General features: G+C 42.9%; 15 protein-coding genes. 12 read left to right on the forward strand and 3 right to left on the reverse strand.

Annotation, left to right across the window (positions count from 1 at the left end; translation table 11 throughout):
- The 9 genes from BLR15_RS02420 to BLR15_RS02460 form a co-directional block, all read left to right on the forward strand.
- Positions 1 to 262 (forward strand): DDE-type integrase/transposase/recombinase (locus BLR15_RS02420; RefSeq protein ID WP_143003915.1); only part of this gene is annotated, 262 nt, incomplete at its 5' end.
- 87 nt (positions 263 to 349) lie between these two features.
- Positions 350 to 1,261: an arsenic resistance protein gene (locus BLR15_RS02425; RefSeq protein ID WP_092984342.1), complete on the forward strand. Its 912-nt coding sequence runs from the start codon at positions 350 to 352 to the stop codon at positions 1,259 to 1,261.
- Positions 1,262 to 1,405: 144 nt separating this feature from the next.
- Entirely contained in the window at positions 1,406 to 2,125 is a 720-nt protein-coding gene (gene pxpB, locus BLR15_RS02430) for a 5-oxoprolinase subunit PxpB (RefSeq protein ID WP_092984345.1), read from the forward strand.
- Positions 2,125 to 3,111 (forward strand): 5-oxoprolinase subunit C family protein, encoded by a 987-nt coding sequence (locus tag BLR15_RS02435; RefSeq protein ID WP_092984347.1) that lies wholly within the window; start codon positions 2,125 to 2,127, stop codon positions 3,109 to 3,111. The genes pxpB and BLR15_RS02435 overlap by 1 nt, the downstream gene beginning before the upstream one ends.
- Before the next feature lie 2 nt (positions 3,112 to 3,113).
- Positions 3,114 to 3,542 (forward strand): acetyl-CoA carboxylase biotin carboxyl carrier protein, encoded by a 429-nt coding sequence (locus BLR15_RS02440; protein WP_092984349.1) that lies wholly within the window; start codon positions 3,114 to 3,116, stop codon positions 3,540 to 3,542.
- A gap of 1 nt (position 3,543) precedes the next feature.
- Positions 3,544 to 4,911: an acetyl-CoA carboxylase biotin carboxylase subunit gene (gene accC, locus BLR15_RS02445; RefSeq protein ID WP_092984351.1), complete on the forward strand. Its 1,368-nt coding sequence runs from the start codon at positions 3,544 to 3,546 to the stop codon at positions 4,909 to 4,911.
- Positions 4,904 to 5,662 (forward strand): LamB/YcsF family protein, encoded by a 759-nt coding sequence (locus BLR15_RS02450; RefSeq protein ID WP_092984353.1) that lies wholly within the window; start codon positions 4,904 to 4,906, stop codon positions 5,660 to 5,662. Before accC ends, BLR15_RS02450 begins: the two co-directional genes overlap by 8 nt.
- 29 nt (positions 5,663 to 5,691) lie before the next feature.
- The gene (locus tag BLR15_RS02455; protein WP_092984355.1) at positions 5,692 to 6,906 is read left to right on the forward strand and encodes an NRAMP family divalent metal transporter; all 1,215 of its coding nucleotides are present in this window, start codon (positions 5,692 to 5,694) and stop codon (positions 6,904 to 6,906) included.
- A gap of 22 nt (positions 6,907 to 6,928) precedes the next feature.
- Complete coding sequence (locus BLR15_RS02460) at positions 6,929 to 7,696, forward strand: putative hydro-lyase (protein WP_092984357.1); 768 nt, start codon at positions 6,929 to 6,931, stop codon at positions 7,694 to 7,696.
- A gap of 107 nt (positions 7,697 to 7,803) precedes the next feature.
- Here the strand turns inward: BLR15_RS02460 and BLR15_RS02465 are convergent, their stop codons facing one another.
- Positions 7,804 to 8,817: a YeiH family protein gene (locus tag BLR15_RS02465; protein ID WP_245696506.1), complete on the reverse strand. Its 1,014-nt coding sequence runs from the start codon at positions 8,815 to 8,817 to the stop codon at positions 7,804 to 7,806.
- A 109-nt stretch (positions 8,818 to 8,926) separates the two neighbouring features.
- On the reverse strand, positions 8,927 to 9,157 hold the full coding sequence (locus BLR15_RS02470) for a hexameric tyrosine-coordinated heme protein (protein WP_092984359.1): 231 nt from the start codon (positions 9,155 to 9,157) through the stop codon (positions 8,927 to 8,929).
- Positions 9,158 to 9,380: 223 nt separating this feature from the next.
- Between BLR15_RS02470 and BLR15_RS02475 the strand changes: the two genes are divergently transcribed.
- Both BLR15_RS02475 and glnA read left to right on the forward strand, forming a co-directional pair.
- Complete coding sequence (locus tag BLR15_RS02475; protein ID WP_092984361.1) at positions 9,381 to 10,751, forward strand: MBL fold metallo-hydrolase; 1,371 nt, start codon at positions 9,381 to 9,383, stop codon at positions 10,749 to 10,751.
- Between the two features lie 137 nt (positions 10,752 to 10,888).
- Positions 10,889 to 12,223 carry a type I glutamate--ammonia ligase gene (gene glnA, locus BLR15_RS02480; RefSeq protein WP_092984363.1) on the forward strand — a complete coding sequence of 445 codons (1,335 nt, stop codon included), beginning with the start codon at positions 10,889 to 10,891 and terminating at the stop codon, positions 12,221 to 12,223.
- Positions 12,224 to 12,321: 98 nt separating this feature from the next.
- Here glnA and BLR15_RS02485 read toward each other — a convergent pair whose 3' ends face one another.
- Complete coding sequence (locus BLR15_RS02485; protein ID WP_092984365.1) at positions 12,322 to 12,990, reverse strand: type 1 glutamine amidotransferase domain-containing protein; 669 nt, start codon at positions 12,988 to 12,990, stop codon at positions 12,322 to 12,324.
- Between the two features lie 162 nt (positions 12,991 to 13,152).
- Here BLR15_RS02485 and BLR15_RS02490 point away from each other — a divergent pair, with 162 nt between their 5' ends.
- On the forward strand, positions 13,153 to 15,210 hold the full coding sequence (locus tag BLR15_RS02490) for a heavy metal translocating P-type ATPase (protein WP_092984367.1): 2,058 nt from the start codon (positions 13,153 to 13,155) through the stop codon (positions 15,208 to 15,210).
- The last annotated feature ends 99 nt before the right edge of the window (positions 15,211 to 15,309 follow it).

Below are 15,309 nucleotides of genomic sequence, written 5' to 3' on the forward strand. Positions count from 1 at the left end.
GAAGGTAGCAATGGCTAAAGTAATTAAAGCTTTTAAACTTAAACCTGACTGTCATTGTACATCGAAATATCTGAATAAGCTCATTGAGCAAGATCACCGTCATATTAAAGTAAGAAAGACAAGGTATCAAAGTATCAATACAGCAAAGAATACTTTAAAAGGTATTGAATGTATTTACGCTCTATATAAAAAGAACCGCAGGTCTCTTCAGATCTACGGATTTTCGCCATGCCACGAAATTAGCATCATGCTAGCAAGTTAAGCGAACACTGACATGATAAATTAGTGGTTAGCTATATTTTTTTACTTTGCAACAGAACCTTATTTTTTATATAAAGGGTGAGTGAGATTGCTGGAACGGCTGTCTCCTGTTTTAATATTAATAATGATGGGCGTTGCACTGTTCATAGGTCAGTATGAATGGATGGCGGACGTTCTCGGTGCATTGGTCATGCCGTTATTAATGGCGTTATTATTCCTGATTTTCCTTGATGTACCGTTCAAGGATATTCCTGCTTCGATAAAAAATTATAAATTTAACTTTGTATCCCTTGCCATAAATTTCATATGGACGCCGGTACTCGCTTATATTCTGGGGTACATTTTTCTTTTGGACCAGCCGGTACTGTGGCTTGGGCTGGTCATGCTGCTTGTAACTCCCTGTACGGACTGGTATATAATATTTACGAATCTTGCCAAAGGAAATACAGCATTATCGACAACGATACTGCCGATAAATTTCATACTGCAGATCATTCTCCTGCCAGTGTATATCTATTTATTTTTCGGTGTGTTCGAATGGGTCTCATTCAGTGTCGTCTTCTCTATGATAATGACGCTGATTATACCTCTTGCCCTTGCAGTAGTGATAAAACTCGTATTCCCGGGGGAATATCTGCAGCGCATGTCTTCGGTAAGCCCCGTTGTCCTGAATCTTGCTGTCCTTTCAATATTTGCCTCTGAAAGAGACACGCTGTTCAATAATTTAAATTTACTGCAGACAATACTCATGCCGATATTACTGTTTTTCATTATTAATTTCATAATTGCAAATGTGGCAGCGAAAATATTCAAATTTAATTACCGGAATACTGTCAGTCTTGTAATGACAACAATGGCAAGGAATTCTCCGCTCGCGCTGGCTATCGCTGTCGTAGTTTTTGATGATATGCCGATTATAACGCTGGCATTGATTATCGGACTGTTAATAGAGATACCGGTACTTGCTGTGACAAGCCGGCTGATGCAGATGAAAATGTAAACAGGACACCTGTTCAGTGAAAGCTGGCAGGTGTCTTTATCTATAAACAAATCATGATTGTTTATCAGTGCATATTTATAAAGTACAGAATAATGTGATAGAATGAAAGCACTAAAAAAACAGCTTTCAAAGGGGTGTATACGAGTGGATATTAAAAGATACTCCGAGAATTCTGTAACCGTTTACCTCGGAGATGAAATCAGCGAAGCTATAAATAAACAACTGGTACATTTGAAAAATGAACTGGAAGATATGGAGATGGACGGTGTCTCGGAAATCGTCATATCTTATACGAGCCTGATAATCTACTATGATATTTTTAAAACAAACGGTAAAGATCTGGAAGATGTATTGAAGACGATAGATCCGGCCAGACTCGAGAAACGGTCTTTCAAGTATAATCTGGTTGAAATCCCGGTCTGTTACGGCGGAGAGTACGGTCCGGATCTGGAGCTGTTCGATGACAACGGACTCTCACCGGAAGAAGTCATTGAACTTCACAGCGACACGAAATATCTCGTGTATATGCTTGGGTTCATGCCGGGGTTCCCTTATCTCGGAGGTCTGGATGAACGATTGTTCAAAGACCGTCTCGATAATCCGAGGACGAGCATTCCGGCAGGTTCTGTCGGTATCGGCGGAAAACAGACAGGAATGTACCCTTTCACTTCCCCGGGCGGCTGGAATCTGCTTGGGCGCACAGCGATTCCGTTGTTTGATGAGAACAGGGACCCTCAGATCTTATATGAAGCGGGAGACAGAATCATCTACAGGTCGATTGATGAAGATGAACATAAAAAGCTGCAGCAACAGGTGGAAAACAATGATTATGAAGTGAAAATCACGAGCAGGGAGGCAAAGTAATGACTTTTAAAGTATTAAATCCAGGAATGTTCTCAACAATCCAGGATGCCGGCCGGTTTTCTTATCAGACCTTTGGTTTCTCCCCTTCGGGGGTATTGGATTACAGAGCCTATCAATTGGCCAACCGTCTTCTTGGGAATGAAGATGATGCGGCAGTCCTCGAGATGACGCTGCAGGGTGTTGAACTGCTTGTAGAGAAAGACGCGATGATTTCAACATCCGGTGCAGAAGCACCGATAACAATTGAAGGTAATAATTACAGTCACGGCACCGTCATAAAAGTGATGAAAGGTGAGACTCTGAAAATTGGCAAGTGTGAAAACGGATCGAGGACATATCTCGCAGTTCTCGGGGGCTTTGATGTTCCGGAGATACTCGGCAGCAGATCAACACATACCAGAAGCGGAATCGGTGGTTTCAAAGGCAGAACTATAAAGAGTGGTGATGTTTTAAAGACACTCGGCGGTGATTTTTCAGATGGTATGAAGAAAATCAAAGCATTTGAAAGTGATAATAACATCCGTATCATACCGGGCCAGCAATATGAACGCTTTAAAGAGGATGTGCAGAGAAAACTGTTCAACTCTGAGTACACAATTACAAAAGACAGTGACCGGATGGGTATTCGTCTGGATGGTCCCGGTCTGGAAACTGACGAAGGGCATGATGTACTCAGTGAACCGACTCAGCTCGGCAGCATACAGGTACCGAAAAACGGACAGCCCATCATTCTGCTCAATGACAGGCAGACTGCGGGAGGATATGTACGTATTGCGACTGTGGCACTTGCCGATATTCCGAAGCTGGTACAAAAATCGCCGGGAGAAACACTTACCTTTGAAGAGATTGATGTAGACGAAGCAACAAAGATATATAAAGAGGAATTGGCAAAAATTGATTCCGGGGAATATTTTGAGGATATACGTGATTTCACGTCAGTCCGCCGTCATACTTCTTTAAAAATATCAAAACTGATGGGGGTATAATTATGAACGTTAAAAAAGTGAAGGAACTTATTAAACTGTTCAAAGATGAAGAGCTTACAAAACTGAAGATCGAAGAAAAAGGTGTGAAAATCCATATTGAAAAGGGAGGTATCGTACAGTCGTCATCACCGGCGGCGGGTTCTGAACAGAGTTCTGGCGGCACCGGTGAGGATAAGCCTGGAACACTTGAAATTAAAGCGCCCCAGGTAGGTACTTTCTATATGCAGAAAGAGGAAGGCTCTGATGAAAACTTTGTCAATAAAGGTGACACTGTCAAAAAAGGTGATCAAGTCGGCATCATCGAAGCAATGAAAGTATTCAATGACGTTAATGCCGATCATTCCGGTGTCATTGAAGAAATCCTAGTGGGAAATGGTGACACTGTCGAGTATGACCAGGTGCTGATGACTGTGCGCAAAGAGGGTGAATGATATGAAGAAAGTTCTGATTGCAAACCGCGGTGAAATCGCAGTAAGGATCATACGGACTTTAAAGGAAATGAACATAAAAAGCGTCGCTGTATATTCTACGGCTGACAAGGACAGCCTTCACGTCGCCCTGGCGGACGAAGCGCTTTGCATCGGTCCGCCGCCGAGTAACGAGAGCTACTTGAATATAGACCGGATACTCACTGCTGCAGAAATCAGTAAAGCAGATGCGGTTCATCCGGGTTACGGGTTTTTATCTGAAACACCCGAATTTGCAAAACGATGTGAAGAAAACGGAATTACTTTTATCGGCCCTACTTCTAAAATCATGCAGAAAATGGGTGATAAAGCCGAGGCACGGAGTACGATGAAAGAAGCGGGAGTCCCTGTCATCCCGGGAAGTGACGGTGTTGTCGACAGCCTTGAGTCAGTCAGGGCAGTCATTAAAACCATAGGCTATCCTGTCGTCATCAAAGCGGTATCAGGCGGCGGCGGTAAAGGGATGCGTTTTGTCCATGATGAAGCCTCTCTCGAAAAAAGTTACAAGGAAGCAAAAAAAGAAGCTAAAAATGCATTTAATGATGATAGGATTTATGTAGAAAAATATATTTCCAAAGCAAGGCATATTGAAGTCCAGGTTGTCGGAGACGGCAATGGCGGCGCGGTTCATTTATACGAAAGAGACTGTTCGATTCAGCGTAATAATCAAAAGCTGATTGAAGAGGCACCGGCAGAGATTTTATCCGGCGAGTCGAGAAAGTTCATCACTGAAACGACGAGGAATGCGATAGCCAAACTGGACTACGGCGGTGCGGGAACAGTTGAGTATTTATATGTCGAGGAAGAAGATGAGTTTTATTTCATAGAAATGAATACGCGTATCCAGGTCGAACATACAGTCACAGAGGAAATTACGGGTGTCGATATTGTACGGCTGCAGGTGGAAGTCGCCCTCTTCAATGAGCTGAATATCAGCCAGAGAGACATCAATATCAATGGTTTTGCGATTGAAACGAGGGTCAACGCAGAAGACCCTGAAAAGAATTTCCAGCCGGCACCGGGACAGATTGAGATGCTTCATTTTTCTCTTGGGCGGGGTGTCCGTGTCGATACCGCAGTGTATCCGGGATATAAGATTCCGCCGAACTATGATTCGATGATTGCCAAAGTGATAGTCAGCGGCAGAGACAGACCGGAAGCGATCAACAAGATGACGCATGTTCTGGATGAGACGGTCATCGGCCCTCTGAAGACCAATCTCGATTTTCAATATTATCTCATGCAGCATCCAAATTACATTAAAAATATAGTTGATATCAAGTTTTTACAGCGCAATAAAATTATTGAAGACCAGGAGGATAAAAATGCATAAAGTAGACTTGAATGCAGATTTAGGCGAAAGTTTCGGTAATTATACGATTGGAAACGATGACGAAATCATCCCTCTCATATCATCCGCGAATGTTGCATGCGGTTTTCACGCCAGCGATCCGAGTGTGATGATCAAAACGGTTGAAATGATTAAAAAAAGCGGTACGACAGGGCTTGGTGCTCATCCGGGCTTTCCTGACATGATGGGTTTCGGCAGACGTTTCATGGATATGACAATGGAAGAAGTAAGGGCAATCATGCTGTACCAGCTCGGTGCTTTGGAAGGGATTGCGAAAACTTACGGTGTCGAACTCAACCATGTCAAACCGCATGGTGCACTGTACAACGCAACATTCGACGATTATGAATTGTCGCTGGCAATTGCGAATGCAGTGAAAGAGTATGATCCGAAGCTGAAATTGATGGGACTGAGCAATCAGAACCTCATCAAGGCAGGGAGCGAGGTCGGCCTTGAAGTGAGACACGAGGTGTTTGCCGACCGTGCTTATGAAAATGACGGCACGCTTGTTTCCAGAAGAAAAGAAGGTGCGATGGTCACAGATACTGATCAGGCGGTAAAAAGGGTCGTTAAGATGATCAAGGAAAACAAAGTGGAAAGTATTGACGGCAATATGATAGATATTCAGGCGGACAGCATCTGTGTTCATGGAGACGGGGAAAAAGCGCTCGATTTCATTAAAGAAATACGTAATGCATTTGAAGAGAATGATATTAAGATAGAAACGATGTAAATATCATTCTGAAATAAGGGGGAAAATCAATGGATAATGAAAAACCAAAAATCACACCCGCGCAGCGGCGTCTGCTCTTCGGATCCGTATTCCTGATGGCAACATCAGCGATCGGCCCGGCATTCCTTACTCAGACAACCGTGTTTACAGAGCAGTTCCTGGCAAGTTTTGCATTCGCGATTGTTGTATCAATCATTATAGATATCGGTGCTCAGCTGAATATATGGAGAGTACTGAGTGTTTCAGGAAAACGCGGTCAGGAAGTGGCGAATGAAGTCGCTCCGGGCCTGGGCTATGTGGTGGCTTTCTTCATCGTCTTGGGCGGTCTCGCCTTCAATATCGGTAACGTTGCCGGTGCAGGGCTCGGCTTTAACGCGATATTCGGCCTGGATGTTCGTATAGGAGCGGCGATTGCCGGTGCATTTGCGATCTTTATTTTCCTGGTGAAGAACGGTCGTGCCGTGATGGATGTCGTGACACAGATACTGGGTATTTTGATGATTGGTATTACAGCATTTGTCATGATCCAGTCGAATCCTCCATACGGTGAAGCGGCATTCAGAACTTTTGTGCCTGAAGACCCGGTCGGTATGTTTGTTCCGATTGTCACGATTGTCGGGGGTACGGTCGGCGGTTATATCACATTTGCCGGTGCGCACAGGTTGATTGAAGCTGGTATGACAGGCAAGCAGAATATAAGATTTGTGAGTCATGCAGCGAACTATGGTATTTTAACGACCGGCGTTATGAGAGTGATACTATTTCTTGCAGTTCTTGGTGTTCTTGCGCAAGGTGCGGTTTTAAGTGAAGAAAACCCGCCTGCTTCAGTGTTCCAATTCGCTCTTGGTGATATCGGCATGCAGATATTCGGTCTGGTATTACTCGCTGCGGCGTTATCTTCAGTCATCGGTGCAGCCTATACGAGTGCATCATTCCTGAGGTCGTTCCACAATATTTTTGATAAATATAATAACATGGTAATTGTTACATTTATCGTCTTTTCAACATTGGTATTTACAGTAGTCGGTCAACCGGTAACGCTGCTGATTCTTGCAGGAGCATTCAACGGCCTGATTCTGCCGTTGATATTGGGCGCGGTATTGCTCGCATCAAGAAAGAAAAAACTTGTCGGAGACTACCGTCATCCGACATGGATGATCATCTGGGGTATTATAGCGGTCCTTGCAACAGCGATTATCGGTGTGATGTCCCTTGGCGGACTTGCCGATCTATGGAATGGTTAATCTAAGGCAGGTGAATAATGAAATGAATGCAGATAATATCAGAAAACGGATAAGAAGTGGCGAACATCAGGGGACAACATCAGGGCTCTCCGGGGATAAGGTTCAGGCGAATTTAGTAATATTGCCCAGGAAATATGCATTTGATTTCCTGCTTTTCGCCCTCAGAAATAAAAAGGCGGTACCGATTATCGAAGTGCTTGAAGACGGACAGTATGAAAGCAGATACGCCAAGGACTCCGATATAAGAACGGATATTCCAAAATATAATATATACAGATACGGAGAACTGATAGAAACTGTTGATGATGTGACATCATACTGGCAGGATGATTTCGTTACATTCCTGATTGGCTGCAGCTTCACATTTGAACAGGCAATTCTTGACGGCGGCATCGATATTAAACACATTAAGGAGAAGAAGAATGTGGCAATGTATAAGACGAATATTGACGCTGAATCCGCAGGTGCTTTTCATGGACAGGCAGTTGTCTCGATGCGACCTTTTAAAAAGGATGACGTGGATAAGGTGAAAGAGATTACCGGCAGGTTTCCAGACATGCACGGTGCACCGGTTCATGTCGGCACTCCGGGCGACATAGGCATAGCGAATATGTCCCAGCCGGATTACGGAGATGCGATTGCTATTGAAGAAGATGAGGTCCCGGTATTTTGGGCATGCGGAGTGACGCCGCAGAATGTCGCTCTGAATGCAAAGCCGGATGTTATGATTACCCACCTGCCGGGACATATGTTCATCACTGATATCAACAATGATGAATTTAAAGATTGAGTGTTATCAACTTCTATATGGTAAGTAATATAGTCAATGTATAAACCCAATAGTCATATATATAAAGCGTCTGAAAATCATAGGATTTTCAGACGCTTTAATTTTCATCAGATCATTAAGAACGTTAGGATGGATAATCCGACAGAAACGATGATCATTGCCATCAGTGGTCTGAATGCCTTGGTCCGCACATCGTTCAAGCTGACATTCAATCCAAGTCCAACCATCGCCATAGTCAGTAAAAACGTGGATAAATCATATACCCTTACAATTACCGTCTCAGGTATGAAGATGACCTGTCCGATTATATATGTATTCAAAAGACTCATGATCACGAAGCCCAGTAAAAACCATGGGAACTGCATTTTAATATCACCGGGTGATAATTTTTTCTGGTGACGTCTGACAAAATAAACGATGATGAAACATAATGGAATGAGCAGCAAAACGCGTCCAAGTTTTGCAAGAAGTGCAATCGCAAGTGCGTTGTTGCCCGCCGGCTCTGCAGCAAGTGCCACATGCGCCAGTTCATGCAGGCTCATTCCGGACCATGCCCCATAGTCATTGTTGGAAATGTCGAGTAACGGACGGGTTAATATATATCCCAGAGAAAACACTGTACCAATGAGTGCAATGATACCGACACTTATTCCTGTGTCTTCATCTTTTGCCCTTATGATCGGTGCTACAGCTGCGATTGCTGCCGCTCCACATACGCCCGTCCCTACCCCGAGGAGCAGTGAAAGATTGAAATCTGCTTTGAACAGCCTTGCAAGACCGAGCATGGAAAGGACCGCAAAAGCAATGACTATTGTATCTTTAAGCAGAAACTCAAGTCCTTCACCGAGAATGATATTTATATTTAAACGGAGACCGTATAAAATGATTGCCACACGCAGCAGTTTTTTAGATGAAAAAGTGATACCGCTGGAATATGTATAGGGATAGCCGAAAAGTTGCCGGTAAATGATTGCGGCTATGATTGCACTCCCAAGAGGACCGATCAATGAAAAACCGGGGAGGAGTGCAATGAAATATCCGGCGACTGCCATAACAAATGTAATCCCCACTCCAATTAACCATTTGGACCGCGGATTCAATTCGATGTCTGAACCTGTCACTGTTTCACCTCCATAAAATCCTTTTATTAAACTGAGAAATTTTACAACTGCAGACAATCGGTCATAAGTTAAAGACAAATCATGCTTGAATGATTTGTCTCAGTTTACACTATTTATCTTTCCAAAAGTCATTTGCCTGGGAAATTGTGTGAAAATGTATTGCCACTACTTCGGATGCATGTGCAATATTTCTGGCATCCCCTATATACTCCGGATACATTTTTTTACGGGATTCAGGGTCCGGCAGTATTGTGGATATCGCTTTTCTTGAGAGCTGGACAGCAAGCTGATACCTTTCTTCCGGAGTATCTGTAATCAGAGAAGTGATTTCATTGGACATATAAACCCTCCTATAATAATTTAGGTCAATTATTATTATATATGAATTACATTGGGCATGACACGTTTAGCAGTAATATGTTTAACAATAGCAGATAAATGTGAAGAGAAACATATATATGTTTTTGAATAATAAATTTCATTTTAGGATTTTTAATTACCTAATATGTTATAAAAAGTTGAGTGTGATGGTATAAAAATAATGATTTCAGAGGTGGATAAATATGTTTTTCAAACAATTTTATGATGAGAAGCTGTCCCAGACGTCTTATATGATTGCCTGTCAGCAAACTAAAGATGCGATTATCATTGATCCGAGCCGTGTTCTTGATGAATATGAAGAAGTGGCATATAAACAGGGCTATAACATCTCCTATGCTGCGGAAACTCATATACATGCAGACTTTGCATCCGGGCTGAGGGATGCCGCGAGAAAGTTCGGCTCCCGTCTGTTTGTATCTGATGAGGGTGATGACAACTGGAAATATGAAAATATGCCGGAAAACACAGTTTTTCTTAAAGAAGGCGACACGATTGAAGTGGGTAATGTTGAACTTAAAGTGATGCATACACCTGGACATACGCCGGAAAGCATTACATTTATCCTGACAGATCACGGCGGAGGCAGTGAAGAACCTATGGGAATGTTCACCGGAGATTTCTTATTTGTTGGAGACATCGGACGTCCTGATCTGCTTGAAGAAGCGGCAAAGATGAAAGGTACCACTGAACTTGGTGCAAAAGAAATGTTCAATTCATTGAAAAAGCTTGAGAACTACCCCGATTTTCTTCAAATCTGGCCGGGACACGGTGCCGGCAGTCCATGCGGAAAAGCTTTAGGTGCAGTACCATTATCCACCCTGGGTTATGAACGTCAAAACAACTGGGCATTAAAAGCAGAGAATGAAGAAAGCTTTGTCAAAGAGCTCGTGAGCGATCAGCCGGAACCGCCCACCCACTTTGCACATATGAAAAAGGTGAATAAAGAAGGCCTTCCTGAATTTAAGGTGAAGGAAGTGGACGTCGGAACCCCGGAACAGCTCCCCGGACAAATATTTGATTTAAGAAGCAAAGAAACATTTTCTGAAGGGTTTATAAAAGGGTCGATCAATATTCCTTTCAACGATAAATTTCTGCGGTTTGCCGGATGGTACGTAGATTTCAACCGGCCGATGACTTTGATTGCGGATCCGGAAAACAGTGAGCAGCTGCAAAAAGATTTTGCTTCCATAGGGTTTGATGATATAGCGCTGATTGTACCTGAAGATAAAGTGGAGCAGTATGCAGTTGCTTCTTATGAAAATGTGCAGCCTGCAGAACTTACTGCCGATTATGAAGATAAAAATATACTGGATGTCCGTTCAAAATCAGAGTACAGGAAAGAAAACTTAAAAAATGCAAAACATCTGCACTTTGGTCAATTAACATCTGAGGATAAAGAAATACCGTTTGATAAAGAAGATAATATTTATGTACACTGTCAGTCAGGTGTCCGCTCAGCCATTGCCGCCAGTGTTTTGAAGGCTGAAGGATATGAGAATATAATCAATGTGAGAAAAGGATACAATGGGATTAAAAACGAGCTTCAAACATAAATATCCATTAAATGATAAATAATCCTATAATATACGTTTAACTCTTTGTGGAGAGGCTATAATAGTATATGAAGATAAATGATATAGGATAAGTATGTCAAAAATATTTAAAAATTATAAGGAGCGTGTATTATTTAATGGCTGAATATTCACGAGAGGATATTCATAAAAGTGTTGAGGCGGATGGCGTGCAGTATGTCAGACTTCAATTCACTGATGTGTTAGGTGCAATTAAAAACTTGGAAATTCCTGTAAGTCAACTGAAAAAAGCAATCGATGGGGAAATGATGTTCGATGGTTCTTCCATCGAAGGATTCGTCCGAGTTGAAGAATCTGATATGTATCTGAAGCCTGATTTGAATACGTGGGTGGTCCTCCCATGGACTGAAGGCATTGATAAGACGGCACGTTTAATCTGTGACATTCACGATATTGATGGAGAGCCATTTACCGGAGACCCAAGATCTAATTTGAAGAAGGTCATTAAAGAAATGAAGGAGCTCGGGTACGATAATATGAACCTGGGACCGGAACCGGAATTCTTTTTCTTCAAGCTGGATAAGGACCGTAACTATACAACTGAAATCAATGATGACAGCGGCTACTTCGACCTGGATATAACAGATACGAGCGGGCAGTGCCGCAGAGAGATTGCCAGAACTCTGGATAAGATGAACTTTGAGGTTGAAATGTTCCATCATGAGGTTGGCCCAAGCCAGCATGAGATCAGTTTTAAATACATGGACGCATTAACAGCAAGCGATGCCCTTCAGACTTTTAAACTTGTAGCTAAAACAATAGCAAGGAAATATGGGCTGCATGCAACATTCATGCCGAAACCGATGTATAACCAGCCGGGAAGTGGTATGCATTACAATGTGTCATTATTTAAAGATGGTAAAAATATATTCTTTGATGAAAATGATGATTTCGGACTAAGTGAAGAGATGCGGTATTTTATGGCCGGTTTACTGGATCATGCCAGATCATACACTGCGGTATGTAACCCGCTTGTCAATTCTTATAAGAGACTGGCATCCGGATTTGAAGCACCAAGGTATATTGCCTGGAGCGGCCGCAACAGAACACCGCTGCTGAGAATTCCGTCCAGCCGTGGTGCAAGCACACGTGCAGAAGTCAGATCACTCGATCCATCTGCTAATCCATATCTTGCTACGGCGGTCATTTTGGCAGCAGGGCTCGACGGTATAAAAAATAAAGCGGATTTGACGACTCCTGTAAATGAAAATATTTATGAAATGACACAAAAAGAGCGTAAAGCTGAAGATGTTGAAGATTTACCGACTACGTTATACACCGCACTGAAAGCGATGAGAGAAGATGATGTGGTCAAAGATGCACTTGGTGAGCATATTTATGAACACTTTGTTGAAAATAAGATGATTGAATGGAAACAATACAGTGCGCAGATTACATCCTGGGAACTGGATGAATATTTAGGGAATTACTAGAAATAATAAAAAACAAGCCTGTCTCATACAGGCTTGTTTTTTATTTTAGAGGTTCTGATTAATAAAAGAAAACCTGGGTGTAATCACCCAGGTTAAAATTATTTAAGTCTGTTAATTACTGCTTCAGCAACTCCCTGTGCTGAGGCCGGGTTTTGGCCGGTAACAAAATTTCCGCTTGAAACAACATTCTCTTCCATCTCACGGCCTTCAACAAAACCTGCGCCGTTCTCTTCCAGTTTTGACTGGAGCAGGAAGGGCATTTCCTCTGTTAGATCCATAGCCTTCTCTTCAACATTTGTAAATCCTGTGAGTTTGATGCCGTCAACGAGGTGTTTACCATCTTTAGTTTTGGCATCGGCAAAAGCTGCAGGTCCATGACAGACAGCACTGATGATTCTGCCATCATCTTTAAAGTATGCCATAATGTTCTGGATGTCTGCATTGCCCGGGAAGTCATACATCGCACCATGCCCTCCGGCAAAGAGAATTGCGTCATAGCCTTCATATACCAGGTCTCCAAGGCGTTCTGTCTGCTGGAGTATCTTCGTCACTTCAGTGAACCTTTCATCATCATTTCCATTCTCCACCGAATTTGGGTCTATCGGTACATTTCCGCCTTTAGGCGATGCGATATCCACTTTAAATCCGGCGCTTTGAAAAGCGATGTAAGGCTCTGCCGCCTCGGAAAGCCAAACGCCTGTAGGACGGTCTTTATTGCCAGCTATCCTGTCATGATTTGTAACCACTATAAGTACAGATTTACTCATATTGATAACCACTCTCCTTTCCATTGCTTTACCCTAAAGTAACTCTGAATAATCTTAAATCAAGGATTATAAGCGACCGACGGGTTTTCATAAATTGACTTATACCCATGAGGGGTATATAATTGATGTAAGAATAAAATACGGAAAGGAAGAAGGTTTAAAATGTCACACAGCAGAAATGAAGAACATGATCACTCCCATCATCACGACGGTCACAATGATCATCACCATGATCACGATGACCACAGCGGGCATGACCACCACCATCATGGTGAATTTAAAAAGAAATTTTCTATATCGTTACTGTTTGGGGTTCCCATACTGTTTTTCGCACCCATGATGGGTATTACACTGCCGTTCCAATTCACTTTTCCTGGTTCTGACTGGGTAGTGCTGATTCTGGCGACGATATTATTCGTATACGGCGGAGAGCCCTTTTTAAGAGGTGCAGTGGATGAATTGAAAAGCCGCAGGCCCGGCATGATGACGCTTGTGGCCATGGGTATATCCGTCGCCTATTTATACAGTCTTTTTGCATTCTACATGAATCATTTCACGGCTGCAGAGGCTCATACGATGGATTTCTTCTTTGAATTGGCTTCTTTAATATTGATTATGCTGTTCGGTCACTGGATTGAAATGAAAGCGGTGGGCAATGCAGGTGATGCATTGAAAAAGATGGCTGAACTACTGCCCAATACGGCAATGTTGATAGATGATGACGGCAATACTGAAGAAGTGGAATTATCTGAAGTGAATGAAGGGGATAAAGTTCAGATAAAGGCCGGAGATAATATACCCACTGACGGTAAAATCATTTCGGGTAAAAGTTCGGTGGATGAATCTCTTGTAACGGGTGAATCGAAAAAGGTTGAAAAATCTATGGATGATGAAGTGATCGGCGGAACTGTGAATGGTTCAGGTACACTCATCATTGAAGTCACGGGCACGGGCAAGAGCAGTTACTTGTCGCAGGTCATGGGTCTTGTCAGTGAGGCCCAAAGTGATAAATCGAAGGCGGAATTGTTGTCGGACAAGGTGGCAGGGTATTTATTCTACTTTGCTTTAAGTGTCGGTCTGATTGCATTCATTGTCTGGCTGATGATTCAGGGAAATGTGGATTTTGCACTTCAGAGACTGGTGACGGTACTCGTCATCGCCTGTCCGCATGCTCTAGGCCTTGCTATACCGCTGGTGACTGCGCGCTCAACGTCGCTCGGTGCTAAAAATGGTCTGATTGTGAAAAATCGTGAATCGCTCGAAACAGCAAAACAGCTGGACTATATCATGATGGACAAAACAGGTACATTGACTGAAGGTGACTTTGCAGTCAACCATGTTGAAAGCTTCTATGAAAAGTATTCTGATGAAGATGTACTGGGTCTGATGGCGGCAATTGAGCAGAGTTCGTCCCATCCTCTTGCCGAAGGTATAATGACAGAAGCAGCTTCAAGAGAAGTAAATATCCCGAGAGCTGAAAATGTAAATAATATACCGGGGGTAGGTCTGGAAGCTTCAATTGAAAATAAAGATATGAAGATAACAAGTGTGTCTTACTTGAAGGACAATGACATAGCCTATGATGACAGTCAGTTTAAGGAGCTCGCCGGTCAGGGAAACTCTGTGAGTTTTCTGGTGGTGGACGGTGAGAATTATGGCATTGTCGCCCAGGGTGACAAGATCAAAGAAAGTTCCAGGGGCATGATAAAAGAAATTATTGAACGCGGCATCCGCCCTGTCATGTTGACAGGTGACAACAGACAGGTGGCAGAAGCCGTGGCCAAGGAGCTCGGTATTGAAGAAGTCAGAGCAGAATTAATGCCTGAAGATAAGGAACGGATTATCCAGGAGTATCAGTCTAAAGGTGAAAAAGTCATGATGGTCGGCGACGGGATTAATGACGCACCAAGTCTTGTACGTGCTGATATCGGTGTGGCCATCGGGGCCGGTACGGACGTAGCTGTCGAATCAGGTGACGTCATTTTGGTTAAAAGCGACCCGGCGGATATCATTCATTTCCTATCTTTGGCAGAAAATACTGTGAAAAAGACAGTACAGAATCTATGGTGGGGTGCCGGTTATAATATTTTGGCAGTACCACTTGCAGCAGGAATATTGGCATTTATGGGACTGATCCTCTCCCCTGCTGTCGGAGCAATATTGATGTCGCTGAGTACGATTATAGTTGCGATAAATGCGATGACTTTAAAAATGGAATAGTGAGCACCAAATACAGGGTTGAAAAACCCTGTTTTTTAATTGATGAAACTATATTGACAATCATCTATATAGAAGATAATCTATATAGTGGAAGGTGGA

Source organism: Lacicoccus qingdaonensis, from assembly GCF_900101075.1.
Classification (GTDB): Bacteria; Bacillota; Bacilli; order Staphylococcales; family Salinicoccaceae; genus Lacicoccus; species Lacicoccus qingdaonensis.